The organism is Levilactobacillus muriae (assembly GCF_045862015.1).
GTDB lineage: Bacteria > Bacillota > Bacilli > Lactobacillales > Lactobacillaceae > Levilactobacillus > Levilactobacillus muriae.
Map to the genome: position 1 here is coordinate 76618 of NZ_BAAFRU010000010.1, position 19976 is coordinate 96593.

21 protein-coding genes and 1 pseudogene are annotated in these 19976 nt (G+C 45.7%); 17 read left to right on the forward strand and 5 right to left on the reverse strand.

The features are described from left to right. The first annotated feature begins 130 nt into the window (after window positions 1–130). From ACKTSF_RS08700 to ACKTSF_RS08725, 6 genes are all read left to right on the forward strand, one after another. Window positions 131–994, forward strand: coding sequence for an aldo/keto reductase (locus tag ACKTSF_RS08700; RefSeq protein ID WP_407888556.1), 864 nt, complete (start codon window positions 131–133; stop codon window positions 992–994). A gap of 27 nt (window positions 995–1021) precedes the next feature. After that, window positions 1022–1687, forward strand: coding sequence for a flavodoxin family protein (locus ACKTSF_RS08705; protein ID WP_407888558.1), 666 nt, complete (start codon window positions 1022–1024; stop codon window positions 1685–1687). Between the two features lie 96 nt (window positions 1688–1783). After that, a complete protein-coding gene (locus ACKTSF_RS08710) occupies window positions 1784–3274 on the forward strand; it encodes an MFS transporter (protein WP_407888560.1) in 1491 nt (496 codons plus the stop codon). Between the two features lie 48 nt (window positions 3275–3322). After that, the gene (locus ACKTSF_RS08715) at window positions 3323–3916 is read left to right on the forward strand and encodes a TetR/AcrR family transcriptional regulator (protein WP_407888562.1); all 594 of its coding nucleotides are present in this window, start codon (window positions 3323–3325) and stop codon (window positions 3914–3916) included. Between the two features lie 384 nt (window positions 3917–4300). After that, complete coding sequence (locus tag ACKTSF_RS08720; protein WP_407888564.1) at window positions 4301–4684, forward strand: MerR family transcriptional regulator; 384 nt, start codon at window positions 4301–4303, stop codon at window positions 4682–4684. Then, window positions 4681–5634 carry an NAD-dependent epimerase/dehydratase family protein gene (locus tag ACKTSF_RS08725; RefSeq protein WP_407888566.1) on the forward strand — a complete coding sequence of 318 codons (954 nt, stop codon included), beginning with the start codon at window positions 4681–4683 and terminating at the stop codon, window positions 5632–5634. Before ACKTSF_RS08720 ends, ACKTSF_RS08725 begins: the two co-directional genes overlap by 4 nt. Before the next feature lie 155 nt (window positions 5635–5789). On the opposite strand, the gene ACKTSF_RS08730 is transcribed toward ACKTSF_RS08725, so the two are convergent. Next, entirely contained in the window at window positions 5790–6377 is a 588-nt protein-coding gene (locus ACKTSF_RS08730) for an NAD(P)H-dependent oxidoreductase (RefSeq protein WP_407888567.1), read from the reverse strand. Window positions 6378–6478: 101 nt separating this feature from the next. Between ACKTSF_RS08730 and ACKTSF_RS08735 the strand changes: the two genes are divergently transcribed. From ACKTSF_RS08735 to ACKTSF_RS08775, 9 genes are all read left to right on the forward strand, one after another. Further along, window positions 6479–6835, forward strand: a complete 357-nt coding sequence (locus tag ACKTSF_RS08735; protein ID WP_407888569.1) for a winged helix-turn-helix transcriptional regulator — start codon at window positions 6479–6481, stop codon at window positions 6833–6835. A gap of 356 nt (window positions 6836–7191) precedes the next feature. Then, on the forward strand, window positions 7192–7953 hold the full coding sequence (locus tag ACKTSF_RS08740; protein WP_407888571.1) for a carboxymuconolactone decarboxylase family protein: 762 nt from the start codon (window positions 7192–7194) through the stop codon (window positions 7951–7953). Further along, on the forward strand, window positions 7953–8510 hold the full coding sequence (locus ACKTSF_RS08745; RefSeq protein ID WP_407888573.1) for a DapH/DapD/GlmU-related protein: 558 nt from the start codon (window positions 7953–7955) through the stop codon (window positions 8508–8510). The genes ACKTSF_RS08740 and ACKTSF_RS08745 overlap by 1 nt, the downstream gene beginning before the upstream one ends. 243 nt (window positions 8511–8753) lie before the next feature. Further along, window positions 8754–10337: a cation:proton antiporter gene (locus ACKTSF_RS08750; RefSeq protein WP_407888575.1), complete on the forward strand. Its 1584-nt coding sequence runs from the start codon at window positions 8754–8756 to the stop codon at window positions 10335–10337. Between the two features lie 253 nt (window positions 10338–10590). Beyond that, on the forward strand, window positions 10591–10932 hold the full coding sequence (locus tag ACKTSF_RS08755; RefSeq protein ID WP_407888577.1) for a cyclophilin-like fold protein: 342 nt from the start codon (window positions 10591–10593) through the stop codon (window positions 10930–10932). Between the two features lie 108 nt (window positions 10933–11040). Next, entirely contained in the window at window positions 11041–11664 is a 624-nt protein-coding gene (locus ACKTSF_RS08760) for an NAD(P)H-binding protein (protein WP_407888579.1), read from the forward strand. 16 nt (window positions 11665–11680) lie between these two features. Beyond that, on the forward strand, window positions 11681–12520 hold the full coding sequence (locus ACKTSF_RS08765) for an SDR family oxidoreductase (protein ID WP_407888581.1): 840 nt from the start codon (window positions 11681–11683) through the stop codon (window positions 12518–12520). Window positions 12521–12645: 125 nt separating this feature from the next. After that, window positions 12646–13008 carry a nuclear transport factor 2 family protein gene (locus ACKTSF_RS08770; RefSeq protein ID WP_407888583.1) on the forward strand — a complete coding sequence of 121 codons (363 nt, stop codon included), beginning with the start codon at window positions 12646–12648 and terminating at the stop codon, window positions 13006–13008. Between the two features lie 96 nt (window positions 13009–13104). After that, window positions 13105–14151 (forward strand): NAD(P)-dependent alcohol dehydrogenase, encoded by a 1047-nt coding sequence (locus tag ACKTSF_RS08775; protein ID WP_407888585.1) that lies wholly within the window; start codon window positions 13105–13107, stop codon window positions 14149–14151. A gap of 272 nt (window positions 14152–14423) precedes the next feature. On the opposite strand, the gene ACKTSF_RS08780 is transcribed toward ACKTSF_RS08775, so the two are convergent. The 4 genes and pseudogenes from ACKTSF_RS08780 to ACKTSF_RS08795 form a co-directional block, all read right to left on the reverse strand. Continuing rightward, complete coding sequence (locus tag ACKTSF_RS08780; protein ID WP_407888587.1) at window positions 14424–15062, reverse strand: NAD(P)-dependent oxidoreductase; 639 nt, start codon at window positions 15060–15062, stop codon at window positions 14424–14426. 320 nt (window positions 15063–15382) lie between these two features. Next, complete coding sequence (locus ACKTSF_RS08785) at window positions 15383–16108, reverse strand: SDR family NAD(P)-dependent oxidoreductase (protein ID WP_407888589.1); 726 nt, start codon at window positions 16106–16108, stop codon at window positions 15383–15385. Between the two features lie 29 nt (window positions 16109–16137). Continuing rightward, a pseudogene (locus ACKTSF_RS08790) lies at window positions 16138–17022 on the reverse strand (NAD(P)H-dependent flavin oxidoreductase); the annotation flags it as partial. A gap of 169 nt (window positions 17023–17191) precedes the next feature. Further along, window positions 17192–17488 carry a Dabb family protein gene (locus ACKTSF_RS08795; protein WP_407888591.1) on the reverse strand — a complete coding sequence of 99 codons (297 nt, stop codon included), beginning with the start codon at window positions 17486–17488 and terminating at the stop codon, window positions 17192–17194. A 465-nt stretch (window positions 17489–17953) separates the two neighbouring features. Here ACKTSF_RS08795 and ACKTSF_RS08800 point away from each other — a divergent pair, with 465 nt between their 5' ends. Together ACKTSF_RS08800 and ACKTSF_RS08805 are read left to right on the forward strand one after the other, a co-directional pair. Next, entirely contained in the window at window positions 17954–18847 is an 894-nt protein-coding gene (locus ACKTSF_RS08800; protein WP_407888593.1) for a LysR family transcriptional regulator, read from the forward strand. A 153-nt stretch (window positions 18848–19000) separates the two neighbouring features. Then, a complete protein-coding gene (locus tag ACKTSF_RS08805) occupies window positions 19001–19936 on the forward strand; it encodes an NADP-dependent oxidoreductase (RefSeq protein WP_407888595.1) in 936 nt (311 codons plus the stop codon). The last annotated feature ends 40 nt before the right edge of the window (window positions 19937–19976 follow it).

Sequence of the window (19976 nt, forward strand, 5' to 3'; positions counted from 1 at the left end):
TTATTTGCGACTAGTAAAGATGAAGAGACTTCAAAAGCCGGAACGGTCCATTTGACAAAAATGACTTAAAGTCATATTATGTATCTCAACGTAAAAATGACTTCGAGTCATATTTTGAGGAGCGATAGAAATGGACTATAGAACGTTAAATAATGGCGTCAAAATGCCTATGATTGGGTTAGGTGTCTTTCGGATAACGGATGACGCTGAATGTGAAGAAGCGGTGTACCAGGCCTTGAAGCAGGGGTATCGCTACATTGATACGGCAACGGCTTATGAGAATGAAGAAGCCGTTGGTCGCGGGATTCGGCGAGCCGGGATTCCCCGTGATGAGCTATTCATTGCGACAAAGCTGTGGCTAACGGATGCGAACTATGCGGATGCCAAGCTGGGCTTTGAGAGTTCACTAAGACGTTTGGGATTGGACTACATTGATTTGTACATTATTCATCAACCCTACAATGATTATTACGGTGCTTGGCGGGCGATGGAAGAGTTGTATCAAGCCGGGAAGATTAAGGCACTGGGTGTCGATAATTTCCGTCAAGATCGCTTAGCCGATTTTATCCAATTCAATGACATCAAGCCCCAAGTAAATTACTTGGAGACCCACCCGTTCTACCAACGGCAAGATGAGCTGGACTATTTAAACAGCCAGGATATTTTGCAAGTCGCTTGGTCACCATTTGCGGCCGGCCAGTTTGATATTTTTAACAATCAGACACTAACGGCCATTGCTAAGGTTCACGGCAAAAGTGTTGGGCAAGTCATCTTACGCTGGCTGTTACAGCGCGGGATTGGGTCAATTCCTAAGACGAGCCATCTGGATAGAATGCGTGAAAATCTGGCTGTCTTTGATTTTAGCCTATCGGCGGATGAGATGGCTCAAATTTCGTTATTGGATGCTAATAAAACTGTGGTTGGCAAACGTGAGACTGCGAAAGGTGTGCTGGCATTCTTTGATGACTTTAAGGACTTGGATACGCGTGCGTAGGGACTTATTGAAAGGAAGTCGTGAGTTTTGAATAAGCAATCTAACTTAGGTCCGGTCGTTGGGCAGCTAGCGGGAACGAACATCTATGCAAATCAACTACAACGAAAGAATTCTGATTGGGGCGGCGGTAAATACACACCGTCCGATGGCCAGGATACCAATCAAGCGCAACCGCCAGTAAGAAAGCTGACATCAACCGCCAAAAGTATCGTCATTTACTGGTCACGTTCAGGATCGACGGAATTACTAGCCAGTAAATTGGTGGCGGCCACGGATAGTGATGTGCTTGAAATCACCCTGGCACAGCCATATCCGGCAGATTACATGCAAACCCTTGACCGCGCTAACTTTGAACGGGAGAGTAACACCCCGCCAGAGCTCCAGTTGAGGCTGCCGGATTTGAGCCAATATGAGACGGTTTATCTGGGTTTCCAGACCTGGGCAATGACGATTAGTCAGCCAATGAAGGCATTTTTGACCGACTTTGGGGATGCGCTGGCTGGCAAAAAGGTTGCCCCCTTTGAAACTGAAGGTGGCTACGGTAGCGGGGAGAGTATCCGCGTTATTCAAAATATTTTAAGGACGAAGGGTATTGGCAAGGTCTCACTAACCGTACCTCTGGTGATTGACGGTAATCGGGTAGATGAGGCTGATGGTGAGGTAGCTGCGTGGTTAACGCGAATCGCCAGATAATCAGGCTAGAGCTAACACAATGAGAGAAAGTGGATTAAACATGTGATGCACTGGATATGACTGAAGGCCATATTTAGTGCATCTATTTATGAAGGGATGATACAGTTGAATCGAAATAAAAAACTGATCGTCACGTTTGCCTTGATTCTATCAAACGGGATGGTTGGTTTAGATGGTACAATTGTGAATACGGCCTTGCCAGCCATTATTAGTGACCTCCATGGGCTACAGTATATGGGCTGGATCATTGCGATTTTTCTCTTAGGCATGGCAATTTCGACGCCCCTATGGAGTAAATTCGGTGAGCGTCAAGGAAACAAGCTGGCGTACATGGCCGGAACGGGACTCTTTGCTGTGGGTGCCCTCTTACAGGGAATTGCGCCCAACATCGTTTGGTTTATCGTGGCTCGGGGCCTAATGGGCATCGGTGCCGGTGGGATGAATACGATTCCCTTTATTATTTATGCGCAGATATTTAATAACCTGAAGCGCCGTGCACAAGTGATTGGCATTGCGACCGCTAGCTTTAGCACGGCGTCCATCATTGGGCCGCTAGTTGGTGGTTGGTTAGTCGATGTTTTCAGCTGGCACTGGGTTTTCTTCCTGAATTTACCAATCGCTGTGCTATCGATTTTGTTAGTGGCAGTCTATTTGAAATTAGATGAACGCTTAAACCGTGCATCTGTTGATTACAAGGGTGCTACCTTGATGATTTTAGGATTGTCGCTGATTCTAGTTGGTATTCAATTGTTAGGGACGACATCGATTTGGATGACCATTGGTTTAGTTGTAGTGGGGATGCTTGTCCTGTTAGGCATGGCGCGGGTTGAGGCGTACGCTGCAGATCCAATCATTCCAAGTCGGCTATTTAAAAATTCTAAATTAGTGATTGATTTTACATTATTTTCCATCCTGTGGGGTGCATTCGTAGCGTTCAATATTTATATTCCCATGTGGGCGCAGGGAATCCTGGGGTTAACAGCGCTGGTTGGTGGGATGACTCAGATTCCCGGGTCAATTACGAACTTCATGGGTTCTGAGATTGGACCACTGTACCAGCATAAATTAGGTCGTTACGGCATTATCAGTCTCGGTACGGGGGCGTTTTTGATTGCGTTTCTAGGGATGGTACTGGCGGGTAATCGCGCTAATTATTGGTTTTTGCTAGTCATGGGCGCTTTTGAAGGTCTGGGTCTCGGATTGTGTTTCAACGTTCTACAAGTGGCTGTTCAAGACGATGCGGGTATTAAAGACGTGCCGATTGCGACATCGTTTGCTTATCTGGTACGGATCTTAAGCCAAACGTTTATGTCCTCAATTTATGGTGTTATTTTAAATCAGGCGCTAAATTCCGGGGTTAAAGCGTCTCATGGACAGGTGACAATGGGTATGCTGAATAAGTTGAGCAACTCAAAGGTGGTGGGTGAACTTCCACAAGAGCTGCTCCCGACCATGCGGCAGATCATGTACAACGGGCTTCATCACATTATGCTGACCGCCCTCGGGTTAGTTCTGGTGGTCGTCATTATTTTAGTGATAATTTATGTGCGTTTGCTACGGCGGCATGCTAGTCTGATTAGGGAGTAATAGCGGACTGATGCTGTCCAGTTAGGATAAAGGGAATGGTGATTGGAAATGACGAAACGCGATGAGAATGCCAAAACAACTCGCCGAAAACTATTAGACGCTGCCGACCGACTGATTGTTGAGCGGGGGTATGAAAATGTTTTTGTGGAGGATATCACGACGGCCAGCGGCGTGGCTAAGGGAACCTTTTATAATTATTTTCCTAAAAAAGAAGATATCATTGGTGAACTTGAACGAGAACATTTCAGTCAACTGAATGCACAAATCAATGAGATTTCAGATGAGCTGACACCGGCCGCAAACATTTCAGCTTACTTAGCTAACTTTATGCAGATTACGGTGAAGGCGGGGGTAGAACGTGCCCGTGGCTGGATTCGTTTTGTGGCAGTTCCTAATTCTCTCGATGATAAATGGACGTATGACTTTGGGAAAGTTAGTGAGTTGTTGACCCAACTAATTCAGCACGGACAGCTAGAGAAAGAGACCCCTGTGGAAATGATTGCACAAGTATTATCCATGCAATTGTATGGGGTGATATTCTCTTGGGTGATGAATAAAAGCATCGACCCGCAGAAAGCAATTCAAAATTTTTGTGCGATACTGGTCGAACCACTCATTCAGCCATACATTACCGCCGTATAATTGTGAGTTGAGCTGACTACCTTGTCGTAAAAAGAGCTGTTAGCCCAATGACTAACAGCTCATCGCCCGTGCATGAAATTGGTGACAGTCTGGTGACAGGTTGAAACTGGTTGCTGGTTCCGAATGGCCAACGATTCTCAAAGAATGCGGGGAACTAGCGGCTTCTGGTTACCTCTGGAGATGCCTAGAGAGTGGCGTAGAGGCCTCGGGGGGCGCATTCTTTTTCGGAAAAGTGAATAGAATCGTTGAGTTGACGCCATTCTTATGTGGCGTCTTTTCTTTTGGTGACAGTTTTGGTGGACTTCGTAAAATTTTTAAAACTGTCTCTTGCTATGGAGCGCACTCCATAGGTTATGATGTAATCAGAAATGAAGGTGCGTATTCGTGAAAAGTAGCGAGGTTGCTAAAAAATTTAATGTCTCCATTGATTCCCTACGATACTGGGAAAAGGCGGGGCTGATTCCAAAGGTTCCACGGAATTCGCGTGGCTATCGTGAGTACACACAAAATGAAATTGAATGGATTGATTTTGTGACTTGTATGCGGAGCTCGGGGATTGGTATTTCAACGTTAGTTACTTATTACCAGCTCTTTAAGGCTGGCGCTGAAACTAAGCAACAGCGTCAGCAATTGCTAGAAGGACAGTTGGTTGAGATGGCCCAACGGATTAAAGACATGCAACGGGCGTACGCTAGACTGGCAGAAAAATTAACCCACTATGACGATCACGTTGAGGGCGTTTTTAACAAACAGGAGGACGAAAAATGAAAATTGTTGTAATTGGTGGCTACGGTCATATTGGGTCTTACTTGGTGCCAAAATTAGTAAAGCTAGGAAATGAGGTCACCGTAATCAGTCGCCATGAGCGCCAGCCTTATATTGACGACTGGGCCTGGCAAAGTGCTCAGTTTGTCGCATTAGATAGAAATGATACAGCAGCATTCACCAAGAGCCTAATTGCCCTGAACGCTGACGTTGTCATTGATCTAGTGAATTTCAAGTTTGAGAATACGAAAGAAATTGTCGCGGCTTTAAAGCAAACGTCAGTTAGTCATTACTTGTTTTGTTCTTCTGTGTGGGCACATGGCAGAGCACAGGTCTTGCCAGTTGATCCCAATAGCTTAAAAGAACCGTTAGATGATTACGGGAAGAACAAGTATCAAAGCGAGCGGTACTTGAAAGAGGAGTACCGCCAAAATGGTTTTCCAGCAACTGTCATTATGCCAGGTCAGATTTCCGGTCCGGGTTGGGATATTATTAATCCAGCAGGTAATCAAAACAGGCAGGTCTTCCAAGACATTGCGGATGGCAAGGAAATTGCTTTGCCTAACTTTGGGATGGAAACGCTCCACCACGTCCATGCAAGTGATGTGGCGCAACAGTTTGTGGATGCCATTCAACATCGAAACCAGTCATTGGGCGAGAGCTTTCACGCCGTGTCAACGAATGCAATCACCCTTTATGGCTATGCGCAGTTGCTATATCGTTTCTTTCATCAAGAAGCAAAGATTACTTTCTTACCATGGCCTGAATGGGTAGCTCGGGTAAATAATCCAGTTGATAGTGATAAAACGTATTATCATATTGCGCGTAGTGGTCAGTACAGCATTGCGAATGCGCAGCGGCTTATTGACTATCGGCCACAATACTCAGTGGAAGAAACTATCGAGCTGAGCATTCAGGGCGCCGTGGAACGTGGCGCCATCCAGGTGAAGTAGAAGCAAGTTTGAAGATCGTCATTAACTTCCAGCTTGGTCATTAAGGGGACCCCTTCGAATTAGTTTACGCTGATTCAAGGGAGTCCCCTTAATTGATTTTAAATCTGGTCGCAATTACGTTCGATTTAACCACCGCTGACTTTACAGCTAGCGGACTAGTCCTGCCCATGCAAATATAATTGAGGTAAATCTGTCAAAAACTGCTGGCGAACCGCATCGGTCGTCGTATTGGCCTCACCCAAATGAATCCAGTTTGTGTGCTTAGGATCAATACCAATGTCCGTGAAAACTCGATTGATTAGATTTTTCTGAATCGGATCACCCGACTCAATTTTCAAGTAACTTTTGGTTAACGTTGCCGTTGTAATCACGGTTGCCTTTTGAATGTAGGTCAGCCGGCCTTGCCATTCTGGCGCTTCCTCGTAAGCAAACCCCTTCAACATGACTTTATCAAAGAAGCCTTTCAGCTCTGCCGGTAGTTGATGCCACCAAATGGGGGTGATGAAAATTAATTCAGTGGATTGACTGATTAGCTGTTGATAGTGTTTGACCAGCTGATAGGGCGTTTCGCCGCGGCTAAACAAGCGTAATTCTTCTTTAGAAAAACGTGGATTGAAGTCGTCTTGATAGAGGTCAATCACTTGGTAGGCCTGGTCAGTCTGCGTAAAGTAATCGGTGAGGCGCGTCAAGATGGCATGATTAAGACTACCTTCGTAGGGATGTGCGTAGATAATTGTTTTCATGAATAATTCCTCCTTTGAGTTGATAAGTTGAGTCTATGATATAATCAACGTGCAAACAAGTACGCAAATAAAAGTGCGGTACTCACCCAAAGGAGAGTGTCATGGCAGATATTGATTACATCAAGGAGAATCGCTTACAGGATACGGGCTTTGCTTACACTTTACGGCTAATTGGTGGCAAGTATAAAATGCAGGCGCTTTACGCCATCCACCTAAATCACCAACCATTACGTTACAATGCGCTCAAACGCTTACTGGTTCCGATATCGTTTAAAACGCTAACGAGCACCTTGCGCGAGTTGGAAACTGATGGTTTAGTCCATCGTGAGGAGTATCCCCAGATCCCACCCAAGGTTGAATACAGCTTAACGCCATTGGGCGAGTCTTTGATTCCCGTGATGGAGGATATTTGTACCTGGGGTGAGCGGCAGAAGGTAAACGTCAACCGTGACCGGTGATTCGTAAATTTCTGGAACATCCACCAAACATAGAACAGTAAAAAATGAGGTGGGGTAAAAAGTCAGCGTCGATTAAGTTGAGCCAAGAGGTATCTCCCGCGCACAAGACTTTTAGACAAAACTAAACCAGGGGGAGAATCACGTGGTCTTAACTAGCTGATACCGAGGGTTCCGTATGCTTAGGCGTCTCTCTTCGGGCATTGGCTTTTGGAAAAGTAAAGAGAATCATTGATTTGACGCCATTTTTATGTGGCGTCTTTTTTTTTGATGACGGATTTAAAAAAGTCTTGCCTTGAAGTAACTGCAAGGGACTATTCTGATTCTATTGAACGAGAAATCGGAAAGGAAGCTATTTGATGCCTAATAAAATTGCGCAACAGAATCATGATGAGATGTTCCCTAATCACAAGTCAACGTTAAAGCAGACTGATCCAGAATTTATCGATCTTTTTGATAATTTTGCGTTTGATGAGGTCTTACAGCACAGTCACCTGGAAACGAAGCTCCGGCTGAAAGTGACGCTGGCCTCCTTAATTGCCATGCAGTGTTTGAACGAATACAAAGCAATGGTGACGGCCGCCTTAAATGTTGGTGTAACGCCGATTGAGATTAAAGAAATTGTGTATCAAGCGGTTCCTTACGCTGGACTGGGAAAATTTTTTGATTTTTTGAATGGCACTAATGACGTTTTTCAGGCTAAAGGTATGCAATTACCAGTAGAACCACAAAGTACGACGACGCCGGAAACACGTGCGGAGAAGGGTTTAGCCACTGTTCGCCAGATTGCGGGTGATAGTGTTGATCAGATGCTGGCGACAGCGCCGAGCAATCAAAAACACTTCGCAACCTTCCTAGCTGATAATTGCTTTGGTGATTTCTACACTCGGACGGGGTTAGATAAGCAGACTAGAGAACTACTGACCTTTTCAATGCTAATTTCTATGGGTGGAGCAGATCCACAGGTTCGCGGCCATATCAGCGCCAATCAAAAGGTGGGCAACAGTAAGCAACAATTACTGGATGTCATCACGGTATTATTGCCATTCATTGGGTACCCACGGACATTGACCGCATTGAAGTTAGTCAACGAAGTTATACCAGAAAGGGAGAATCAGTAATGACTGTTTTTGAAGATCTCCGTCAGGGAAAGACCATTGATATTCGTGACGCACAGTATCAAAAGGAAGTTCATGGTGAAATTGATCGGTGCAACGACCTGTGTCATGAAATTAATGCGACGCGTCCAAGTAATCGCGAAAAAATTTTGGCGCTAGAAAACGACCTGTTACACGGCCAAATGCAGAATGGCACTTTCTTCACGCCGCCAATGTATATTGATTGTGGTAACCGAGTGAACTTGGGCAAAAATGTTTACGCAAATCATAATTTGACGATGATGTCCGTCGGAACCATTACGATTGATGATGGCGTGATGATGGGGCCAGGGGTTGGATTATTTACCGACAATCATGAGCCCAACAATATCCGGATGATTAGCACAAAAGAAATTCACATCAAAAAGAATGCCTGGCTAGGCGCGCGGGTCAATGTGGCACCTGGAGTGACAATTGGGGAGAACGCTATTATTGGTACCGGAGCAGTCGTTACCAAAGACATCCCCGACAATGCAGTAGCTGTTGGTGTACCTGCCAAAGTAATCAAGTATACGAAGTAGATACGGATACCTTTCCCGCGTCGAAATGACGAACAGTATTACACAGTGTGAGCGCAACTAATCTTAAGCAGGTCGGTATTTTTTAGAAAATTCTGAGAGTACCAGCTTTGCCTGACATTGGGTTAATGCTATTCTATTCTTAATCCCAGAAACTGATCGGCTGGTAGCAGGAAACCGGCACATTAATAGCAGGGTGACCATTTGAGACCGGTCACTCTTTTTGCTAATCAGGAGGTTGGAAAGATGGAGCTGTTTACCTCAACTTTTGTTTTGTTAGTTACCGTAGCGATTGCTAACATAGTGGCGCAGTGGGTTCCGCGAATTTCTAAGACATATTTAGCACTGTTTGCAGGTGTTATTGTGGGGTGGGTGCCAGCGCTGAACCAGTTGGTATTGAACTTTGAAAATGAAACTTTTATGATTTTAATATTAGCACCACTGTTCTTTTTTGAAGGGCAAGTTACCCCGATACTTAAAGTTAGTAAGGGTTTTTCAAGCATTTTGGGCACGGCTTTTGTGCTGGCGATTGGTTCAGCCATTGTGGCAACACTGGGCATTCACTGGGCGTTAGCAACAAGCTTTCCCCTAGCTTTAGTGATGGTGGCAATCAGCACGCCAACTGACGCCACCGCCTTCGAATCCGTCGTGACGGGTCGAAAGTTCAGTGAGCATCTCGGCAATCAACTGAAAATGGAGTCGTTATTTAACGATGCAACCGGTCTGATTTTATTGCAGGCAGGATTACTATGGTGGCAAACTCGTCAGCTATCTTTGGGTCAAAACATCGGCCGACTATTATTCTCAGCGGTTGGTGGTGCAATTGTCGGCATGGTGTTGGCTTTCGGATTGATGCTTTTTCGCCAGGCCCTGGTTCGTAGTGAAGCAAACGTGATTTCTTCGCAGACGCTAATCTACCTACTGACGCCAGTTATTATTTATCTGGTTGCGGAAAAATTAACTGTATCCGGTATTATCGCCGTAGTTGTTGCGGGGCTGGTACATAACAGTGAGGCCAATGGCAGTCGATTTACAGCATCGCGCCAGATGTATTTTGGGACGGAATTAATGAATTTTGTGGTAGAGGTTCTAAACGGTGGCGTCTTTGTTATTCTGGGCATCAGTTTAGAACGAATCGTTCGGGAACAGCATCAACAGATGGTCGCTTCGCTGAATTGGCTTTGGCTGGGATTGGCTATTTATGGGTTCTTGTTAGTCAGTCGGTTCATCTACGCCTACTTTTTTGTTGCCAGCAGGCAGGTCAAGGACGGCTGGCTCTTTGCGTTCGGCGGTGTTCACGGAACAGTGACCTTGGCCATGACCTTCTCGATTACGGGTTTAATACCGACGACACAATTCCAACAGGTCATTTTAGTAGAAACTGTGGTCATTATTGCCAGCATGTTGGTGCCCACGTTAGTCTTCAAATGGCTCTTACCTCGGGACGGTGATGTGCTCAGCAAATCCGTCCTCTTGGCTCAGATTCGTGAGCAAATGACCGCGATGGGGATTGCACGTGTAGAAAAATTGCAACTCAATTCGGAAATCAAAGCAACGGTCATTTATGACCTGCAGGATCAAAATAAGACCAATCCATTACCGTTGTTCTTACGACGCTGGCGTGGGATTACCAATCATCATGAGGCGGTCAGTATTTTGCAAAGCCGTGATCAGCGCTGGGCAATGATGCAGGCCTTTGCTAGTGAACGGGCTTTTTTGGCCGAACAGGCGCGACAGCATGTGGTTGATGTGAGCTTACTTCACGATATTTACACGGAAGTTTTGATGGCTGAAGCATTGGTAGTGGATCCCTATAGTCGGTTGGTTTAGCAATCAGCCGAGGGTTAAACGCCGAATGGGCGTCCTGGGAGCAACGCTAATCAATGGTGAAGATGGTTACTGAGCCGAAATTGCCAGCTCGTTCATATAACCAGTCTCTGGTATGGATATCAGTTTTAGCCGTGATTGCATTGCTTTTCGCGATTGGTATTGTGAAGGGTGAAAGAAAATTGTAAAAGGTCTTGCCTTGCAGTTACTTCAAGGCGGTAAGATGAGTCATATTAACTGATAGGCGGTGATTTGTATGAAATTACGTTATCAAGAAAAAAGTTTTCCACTGGTGGTTAATCCGGATTTTGAAAAGCAGGTGCTACCGAAATTGCCTTTAACCCTGACTTTTAAGTTAAATGGGGGTCATGAATATTTTGGCCAATTGCCAACGACCATTGACTATTCAGCGGATTTAACTGCAAAGGTAGCGGCTGGTAGCATTTACTTTTTCCAGGATTGGCAGGCCTTTTCACTGAATTTTGGTGATCAAGACATTGCGCCGTACCAAGTTAGCCGACTAGGTAGTTTTCCGGCTGAGCTCTTATCAATTTTACAAAAGAAGGCGGACAGCTTAGAGCTAACGTTGACTGAATAACGCGTGGCGGCTGGGTACTGAATCATAGAGATTAAAAAATTGAAAGTTATTTTGCTATTGTACTTGCCTTGTAGTTACTTCAAGGTTGTAGACTGAGGTTATTCAAAGATGAAGTGGAGGAATTTCATTATGACAAACGTTTTAATTATTGGTGCAACGGGTTCTGTGGGTAGCGTGACTCGGCGGTATTTCCTGGATAATACGGATGACCAGTTAACGTTAATGGCACGGAATACTGGCCGCTTGGGACAGTTGCGTGCTGACCGTGAACGGGCAATTACCGGTAGTGTGACTGACAGTGCTGTTCTACAGGAAGCCTTGGCTGATCAAGACGTGGTTTTTGCTGCTTTGAGTGGTAACTTAGCGGGGATGGCCAAGAGTTTAGTGACGGCCATGGATCAGGCAGATGTTAAACGGTTATTATTCATTGCCTCAATGGGTATTTATAATGAAATTCCAGCTAGTGTCGGTGGCGGGAACCTGGCGGAGAATCCCATGTTACAAGGGTATCGGAACGCTGCTGACGTTGTCGAGGCTTCTGATTTAAACTACACGGTGATCCGGCCAGGTTGGTTTGATAATGGCACTGATACGGATTATGAAGTGACAGAAAAAGGCGAACCCTTCGGTGGCCACGATGTCTCACGTAAGAGTATTGCCGACTTGGTTGTCCGGTTAGCCCACGATACTACGATGGGCACGCGAAACAGTTTGGGAATTAATCGGAAATAAAAAGGAGATCAGACTGATGGAAAAAAAAACTTGGTTAATTACGGGTGTTAGCAGTGGCTTTGGTCACGCAATGACGGAACAACTTTTGGCACAAGGTAAGACGGTCATTGGTACGGTTCGGAATGCAGCTAAGGTACAAGACTTAGTGAACCAATACCCAGACACATTTGTGAGCAAGTCATTGGATGTGACGGATGTTGCGGCCATTCATCAATTAGTTGATGAATTAACGCAAAACTATCAAATTGACGTGTTGGTTAACAACGCGGGTTATGGCTTGTTCGGTGCGGCTGAAGAATTAAACGATGCTGAAGTGAACCAGATTATTGCGACCGACTTGACGGGCTCAATCCAAATGGTCCGTGCGATTTTACCAAGTATGCGGGCGCAAGGTCATGGACGCTTGATTCAGATTTCTTCATACGGGGGTCAAGTAGCTTTCCCGGGGAACTCAATGTATCACGCGGCTAAGTTTGGGATTGAAGGTTTCATGGAAGCCGTCGCCCAAGAAGTTGCTAGTTTTAACATTGGTGTCACGATTGTTGAGCCTGGTGGTGCGCGGACTGAGTTCCGTTATGGCAGTGCGCAGGTTGCGAACTTCTTGCCAGCCTATGAAGGTAATCCGGCGCATGCATTCCAAAAGATGCTTGATCCAGCTAATGGTCTTGCTCCCGGAGACCCGGTACGGATGGCCAGTCGCATCATTGAGAGTGTTGATCAAGAGCCAGCACCTCTACGAATGGTCTTGGGTTCCCAAGCGCTTGAGAATACGATTGTCACGCTGGAAAAGCGCGTTGCTGATTTTAAGCAGCAGACTGATTTGGCAGCGTCAACGGACTTTCCTGCCGGGGAGTAGTGTTTAAGATTTAAATGACGTGGTATGTAAAAAATGGTCGTGTCTTTGTGGAGGACCGTGGATAAGATGTTTTGATCTTATGAAGTAACTAATGAGACATTGTTAACTGAAGGAGGATTCCGAAGATGGATGAGGAATTACGAAAACTCTATCGTGACTATAATACGGTGATGGCGGCTGATGATACGGTGAGGTTAGACAAGTTGTTAGCACCAGATTTTACGCTGACGCATATGACGGGCTACGTGCAGCCCAAGGGTGAATGGTTACAGGAATTAGGACAGGGAACGATGCATTATTATTCTTCTGTAGAAGATCATGTCAGTCTGCGAGAGACGAGCCGTGGCTGGCACATCATTGGACAAAGCCGTGTGGTTGCCAGCATTCACGGCAGCGCAAAGAGTGAGTGGCCACTGAATACAGATCTCTACGTGCAACGTGTAAACGGTCAATGGCAAATTATGAGTGCGGTGGTAACGACGTATTAAAAAATGTCCAAGCGCATACCCGGTGTGGACGGGGGTTGCGTAGATGTGGATTCAAGCCAAGGTTAGAAAAAATCGAAATAAAGTGGAGTGGTTTTTATGAGTCAATCAGTTAAAGCTCTATCGGCCAATATCAAAGGTGATTTTGCTTCATTCAATCAGACAGTAATTGAGCGGCGTAACTTACGGCCGGATGATGTTGCCATCGATATTAAGTATTGTGGTATTTGTCATAGTGATGTCAGTATGGTGCAGTGGCAGGGTGCCCATTTCCCGATGGTTCCTGGACATGAAATTTCAGGAATCGTTTCAGCAGTTGGGAGAGATGTTAAAAACTTTCAACCTGGCGATCGAGTCGGAGTTGGCTGCTTTGTGAATTCTTGTGGTCAGTGTGCAGCATGCAAGGCTGGCCAAGAGCAGTTCTGTGAAAATGGCGTTGTCGTTGTTTTTGATTCTGAAGATGATGATGGCACAATTACGCAGGGGGGTTACTCACAATCAATCGTTGTTAAAGACCACTTTGTCCTGCACATCCCGGATGAATTAGCTCTTGAGGATGCGGCACCGTTACTGTGTGCTGGGATTACCACGTATAACCCACTGAAGCGATTCAATGTGGGAAAGGATAGTCAAGTGGCCATTATTGGTTTAGGAGGCTTAGGCCATATTGCTGTGCAGTTTGCAGCAAAAATGGGTGCCCGGGTTACGGTATTGGGGCACTCTGAAAGTAAGCGTGGTGAGGCCCAACAATTTGGTGCAACGGATTACCAAATCCTGAAGACACCGGAAGATTTCCAAAATTTGGCTGGTCATTTTGACTTCATTCTCAACACAGTGGCAGCTGATATGAATCTAGATAATTATTTGCCGTTGGTCAAAACGGACGGTGTTTTCTGCTATGTGGGCATTCCAAGCAATGACATTCAGTTTAACCTGTTCTCAATCTTCGGAAATCAGGCAAAGGTTACAGCCTCCAACGTTGGCGGAATTCAAATGACACAAGAAATGCTAGACTTTGCAGCTCAAAATGACATTAAACCTCAGATTGAGATAATTGGCATTAATGATGTTGAAAAAGCTTACCAGAATATTTTAGATAGTAAAGTGCATTACCGCTACGTGATTGATATGTCAACGCTTAAGTAGTGCGGTGAGCAAATCAGTAGGTTAGCTTATCTAAATTGATATTTCTCGGCCGGCCAAGGGTTAAACGATTCTCTGCACAAGGCTTCAGGCTGAGTATCTCCAATAGAAGTTGTGCCAATTTGTCATCGAAAAAAAGTTAATCGACTATTGCAGCTCATCGCAGTGCATGAAATTGGTGACAGTGTTGCAAATGGCTGTAACATTACCTAATCATAGAACTATCAAAAAATACGGTTAGCCCTAACAACCAGGGACCAACCGTATTTTTTAGACTACGCCTGTCCGCCAACCAAGGTAATGCGTTGGCGAATGTAGGTGTTCTGTTCGATAATATCCAGCATGCCCGTAGCGTAGTCGGCATAGCTGATGTAACTGTCTGCGTCGGATTTCGCTAAATAGTTTTCGCCGTCCACGTGGTAAACGCCAGTGGCCGCGCCATCTGCATCGTAGTTGAAGGCCGGTGTGACGTAGGTCCAAGCTAAATTGGCGTACGAACGTAACCGATTTAAACTGGCAACCAACGCATCAGCTAGGGGTAACCAATCAGCTGGATAGTCTGCGCGATCCTTCAGCATTTTGGTGTGGTCCGCATTGATGTAGAGGGTGCCGGCGCCGCCAACCTTCAGGTAGCGCGTCTCAGTACCAGATAGAATCTGTGCGAGGTGCGAGAGACCCGTAGTGTGAATGGCAAATGTTTCCGGCGTCCAAGCACTCACGGCATCAATGACGGCATCGACGCCGGCTAAATCAGCCGCGGTTAAATCCATTAAATCCTTGATGAGCAGATTGTCGTAAGCGACGTCATCGTGTTGACGATGGGCGATGGCCAGGACAGAGTGACCGCGTTTCGTGGCTTCTTGAATCAGTGCTCGACCGGTTTTTCCGTAGGCACCAATGACAGCAATTTTCATGATAAAACTTCCTTTCAGTTGGGTAGTCGTAAAATAGATTTGTTTGTTCCGGCTAGGATTAGCGTAAAGAAATCGCTAGGTGAACCGCCGTTCTTTCAAGAACAAGGACTAGCATACGCGCCACGACGATATAATAAAAATGCTTATCGTACATGTTCGTGATACATAAAATGTATATCTGATGAACTGTGATAAAATACATCGCTCATAGCAGCGACAAAAATAGCAGATTCAAAGTCGAATAGACTTCAGAATCTGCTACTCATTTTAAAATTTTAATGATTTGTGGTCTGAGTTGGAACAGCCAAGTTAAGCGGGCATTACCAAGGTAGAGGTTGCCCATCGCGATAGAATCCGCCAGTAGGGCCATCGTCAGGCAAGGTTGCGGCCCATACAACACTCTTGGCACCTTCACCAACTGGTCGTCCAAAGCCCGTGTCGTTACCTGAAGTATTAACCACATCTGGGCAGACTGCGTTGACTAAAACATTATCCTGTGAAAATTCCTTAGCCATTTTAACGGTTAAGCCATTGATAGCAAGCTTCGTCAGGGCATAGGTTGAAACTGGCATGCCCATTGAACCGTTCAAGATACCATAAACCGGATCCGCGAATGAGCCTGCACCACTTGAAACGTTGACGATACGTGCCGTATCAGCGTTAGCCAATAGTGCATAAAACTTTTGCGTCACTTGCCAGGTGCCTAGAAAATTAGTATTAAACGCTGCCTCAACGTTCTTAATGTCAGTCTCTAGAACTGACGTGAAGTCGCCAAAGACTGCGGCGTTGTTGACCAATACGTCTAATTTTGAATCCCACTGTTGAACGGCATTCACCGCTTGCGAGATGCTGTTCTCGTCAGTTAAGTCCAGAACAACGCCATGGGCTTGGAATCCTAGGTCCTTCAACTCAGCAACTCGCTCAGTCACCTGCGCTGATTGACGAGCAGCAATGATAATCTGATAGCCTTGTGCCCCAAGTTGTTTTGCGACTTCAAATCCGAGACCAGCTTGACGACCAGAACCAGTAATTAATGCAGTTTTCATATTTTTCACCTTTTCCTTTGTATTTATTGTTAAAGTTCTTGTGCAATTCCGTCTGCCAACTCAGCGACTATCTTCTCGACGGGCTTGATTTCGTGAACACTGGAAATGCCTAGACCTAATGAGGCGTAACCTTGATCTAAATTGCCTAGAATCATCCCTTGATGCATCCCCTCAAAAGCACCAGCAGCTGTAAAAATATCTCGACCGGAAGCACCAGATTTGTCCAAGGTCACTAGTTTGTCTGCCAACTTTCCTGGTAAGGAACGGTAATAGCCAGGAAATGCACGGTACATGAGCAACTGATCAGCAGCGGCGTTCACGGCCAATTGTTTAACGTTCTCTGCCATTCGAGATTCTTGTGACAGTAGGAAAATCGTTCCTGCGTAAACCCCGTCGGCGCCTAACGCCATAGCGGCACGTGCTGTTCGTTGGTCAACAATCCCACCAGAAGCCAGCACCGGCGTATGGTCAACGGCATCGACAATCATTGGAATCATGGAAAATGTGCCAACGACTTTTTCAGGTAAAGTACCACCGGCATCGAAACCAGATGCAACGATGATATCTGCACCGGCTACCTCAGCCTCACGTGAATTTTCCGGAGTTGATGCCACAGTACGGAAGATGACCTTAACATTGTGTGCGTGGAGTTCTTGGAAAATCTCGGGTAGAATTGCACCACCGTACGCTACGGCGGTTAACCCTTCGTCAAAGACTAATTGCATCATTGGCCCGGTAAAGTGATCAGTTTCTTTACCGGTAGGGTTTAATTGTAAGCCGAAGGGTTTATCGGTGAGCTGCTTAACTTTTCTAATCTCTTGGCGCATCCGCTCGACCGTTTCATCAACGGATCGGGTAACCGTTGTCTGACCAGCGTTAAAACCAAGAATTCCTAGTCCACCAGCCTCACTAACGGCTGCAACTAGTCAGGCATCAGTTAACCAATGCATTGGACCTTGAATGACAGGGACTTCGATATTGAGTATTTCAGTAGTTTGGTTTTTCATTATTTATTCTCCTAACATTTCATATAAAACTTGTTGTAATAAAGCTTGATCATTGAAGCTAATCTTCGAGTGCCTGCTAGAATTCAATCTGGGATAGAACAAAGTTATCTGTCCGGAAGAAATCACTGGCTGATGCATTGACTTGTTGGTGTGCTTCGCTGTTAAGCAGCCGATTGAAACTAGCCTGATCCTCAACGTCAATTACCATGCTGACGGTGTTGGCATTACCAACCCACCCTAAGGAGCGGCCGACAGTAATAGACTTAATTTCAGGAACCGTGTTTTTCATGTTGCGCATGGCTGTCATGGCTTGTTCAACATCGGCATCTGAAATGCCAGGCTTAATCGTTGCAATAAAAATATGCTTAATCATGTGATCGCCTCATTTTTTAATTTTTTGAATGACACATGTCATATCAACAAGGCCAAGTATAGTAAAAGGTCGGACAAATTAAAAATACTTATTTCATCAGTCTAGTTATTTGATAATTGTATAACTAAGAATCGATTAAAAGGGTTATAGATGCGCTGTTGTTTGTTATGAACCTTGAGCGTAATTGGTAGTTTGATCTGCACATCGACGAAATGATTCTTGAGGGATAAATTTATTGAAGAGAGGCTTGTGGTTGAGTCAGACGTGTTTAGTATGAATAATGATTGCCCGATGTAGAACTGGCTGATGGGACAATATAGACGGGTTAAAGGTCAAAACGCTAATGAAGGCTCAGCCTGAGAGTCTAGAATCTGTGCTTGTGATACGTGAAATGTATTTCAAGTGAACTGTGATAAAATTAATGTAAATAACCACTTGCCTAAAGTAGAATCAAATTAGAGATACGTGAAAGAGGTTTTTACCATGGATGTCCGGGTACTGAACTATTTCTTGATGACAGCAAGAGAGGAAAACGTGACACGAGCGGCGGCATTGCTTCATTTAACGCAACCAACTTTGTCACGACAATTAAAATCCTTGGAAGAAGAGCTGGGCGTCGAGTTGTTTCGCCGCAGTAATCACAGCATCTATTTAACGAGAGAGGGACTGTTGTTCCGGCAACGCGCACAGGATTTGGTGAATATGCTAGACCGTGCGCGGGAAGAGCTGCAGCAGACTGAGGAGCTGGCGGGAACAATTGCGATTGGGTGTAGCGAGCTGCAGAGTATGGAAGAAGTCGCAGACCTCATCGACCGGTTTCAGCAGGAACATCCGAAAGTGAAATTCGCCCTCCACAGCGGTAATAACGATGATATTAAAGGCTGGATTGAACAGGGGACGATTGACCTGGGTCTCTTGATTGAGCCCGTGGAAATTGGTAAGTATGATTTTGTCCGGATGACGGCTAAAGAAGAATGGGGGATTCTCGCGCACGAGGATTCTAAGTTTGCGAGCTATGAAGCGATTCGCCCTGGTGATCTTGTCGGAACGCCGGTGATTACCATTCTGGATAAGGTCGTTCAAAATGAGTTGGCCAATTGGTCCGGTGAATATGCGGCTAAAATGGGGAACAAGGCCCGCTACAATCTGGTTTACAACGCTGCGATGTTAGCGCAGAGAAATCATGGCGTGGTGATTTGCTTGAAGCTGAATCAGCACTTTGATCATTTGGTTTACGTGCCATTAGTGCCCAAGCTGACGCTGAATTCTGTGTTGGCCTGGCGGGGGCAACAGCCGCATTCGCAAGTAACGGCGGCGTTTATTCGATTTGTACGGGAAGAGAAGATGCAGAAGAACTGAGTGGTAAGCCGTGGCCTTTAAGGGACACGGTTTTTATTTTACAAGAAATGCATGATATGAATAACTAATCAGTCATAATAAGCATTTAACATATCAGTAAAAGGGCGATACACTATTGTCATCAACTTAGGAAATGCGATGGAGGTAATCAATATGCAAACTAAAGCAGTCGTCATGAATGACTATGGAGACAGTTCAGTTTTAGAGGAAAAAGAAGTATTGGTGCCGGACTTGAAGTCCAGCGAGGTATTAATAGAAGTTCTGGGCACGTCCGTAAGTCCATTCGACATTGGCATGCGGCGTGGTGATTTCCGTGAACGCATGCCAATTCAATTGCCAGCAGTTCTCGGAACGGATGCCGTTGGTCGGATCGTTAAGAAGGGCTCGGCGGTGACCGATTTCCAAGTCGGCGAAATTGTCTTGGGTATCGTGGGCAATACCAGTCTGGGAGCTTACGCGGAGTTGGCTATCTTGGATGCGCACACCATTGCCCGGCTGCCACAGGACGTTGCACTGGATCAAGGAACCGTTACGATGGTGGGCGTGCCAGCATACTTGGCGTTATTTGATAATGGTCAGTTGCAGGCTGGGCAATCGGTCTTGGTTCACGGTGGTGCTGGTGGTGTGGGGTCGTTAGCAATCCAGTTGGCGAAACAAGCTGGTGCAACGGTTTATACCACGGCCAATCCTAAGGATGAATCACGATTAAAGGCTTTGGGCGCTGACAAAGTTATTGATTACCATACTGATTTCCGTGATGCCGTCGCCGATTTAGACCTGGTGATTGATACTGTTGGTGGCGAAGTGTTGCGGCACAGCTTTGACGTTGTCAAGCCAGGTGGCCGGTTAGTCACTTTGGTAGAACATCTAGAAAATGATGTGACGGCTCAATACCCACAAGTGCAGGCACAGTTCTTGAGTGCTCAGGGAACCGGAACACTGGCAAAAATCTTGGCTATGATGGCAGCCGGTAAATTGCGGGTACCCATTCAGAAAGTGTTCCCGTTGTCCCGTGATGGGGTGGCCGATGCGCAGGACTATTTGGAAAAGAATCACGTGTTTGGTCGGGTGGCTATTTTAAAAGAATAGTTATGGGTCCCATATCTGAAAAAATAAAAAATTAGTGAGG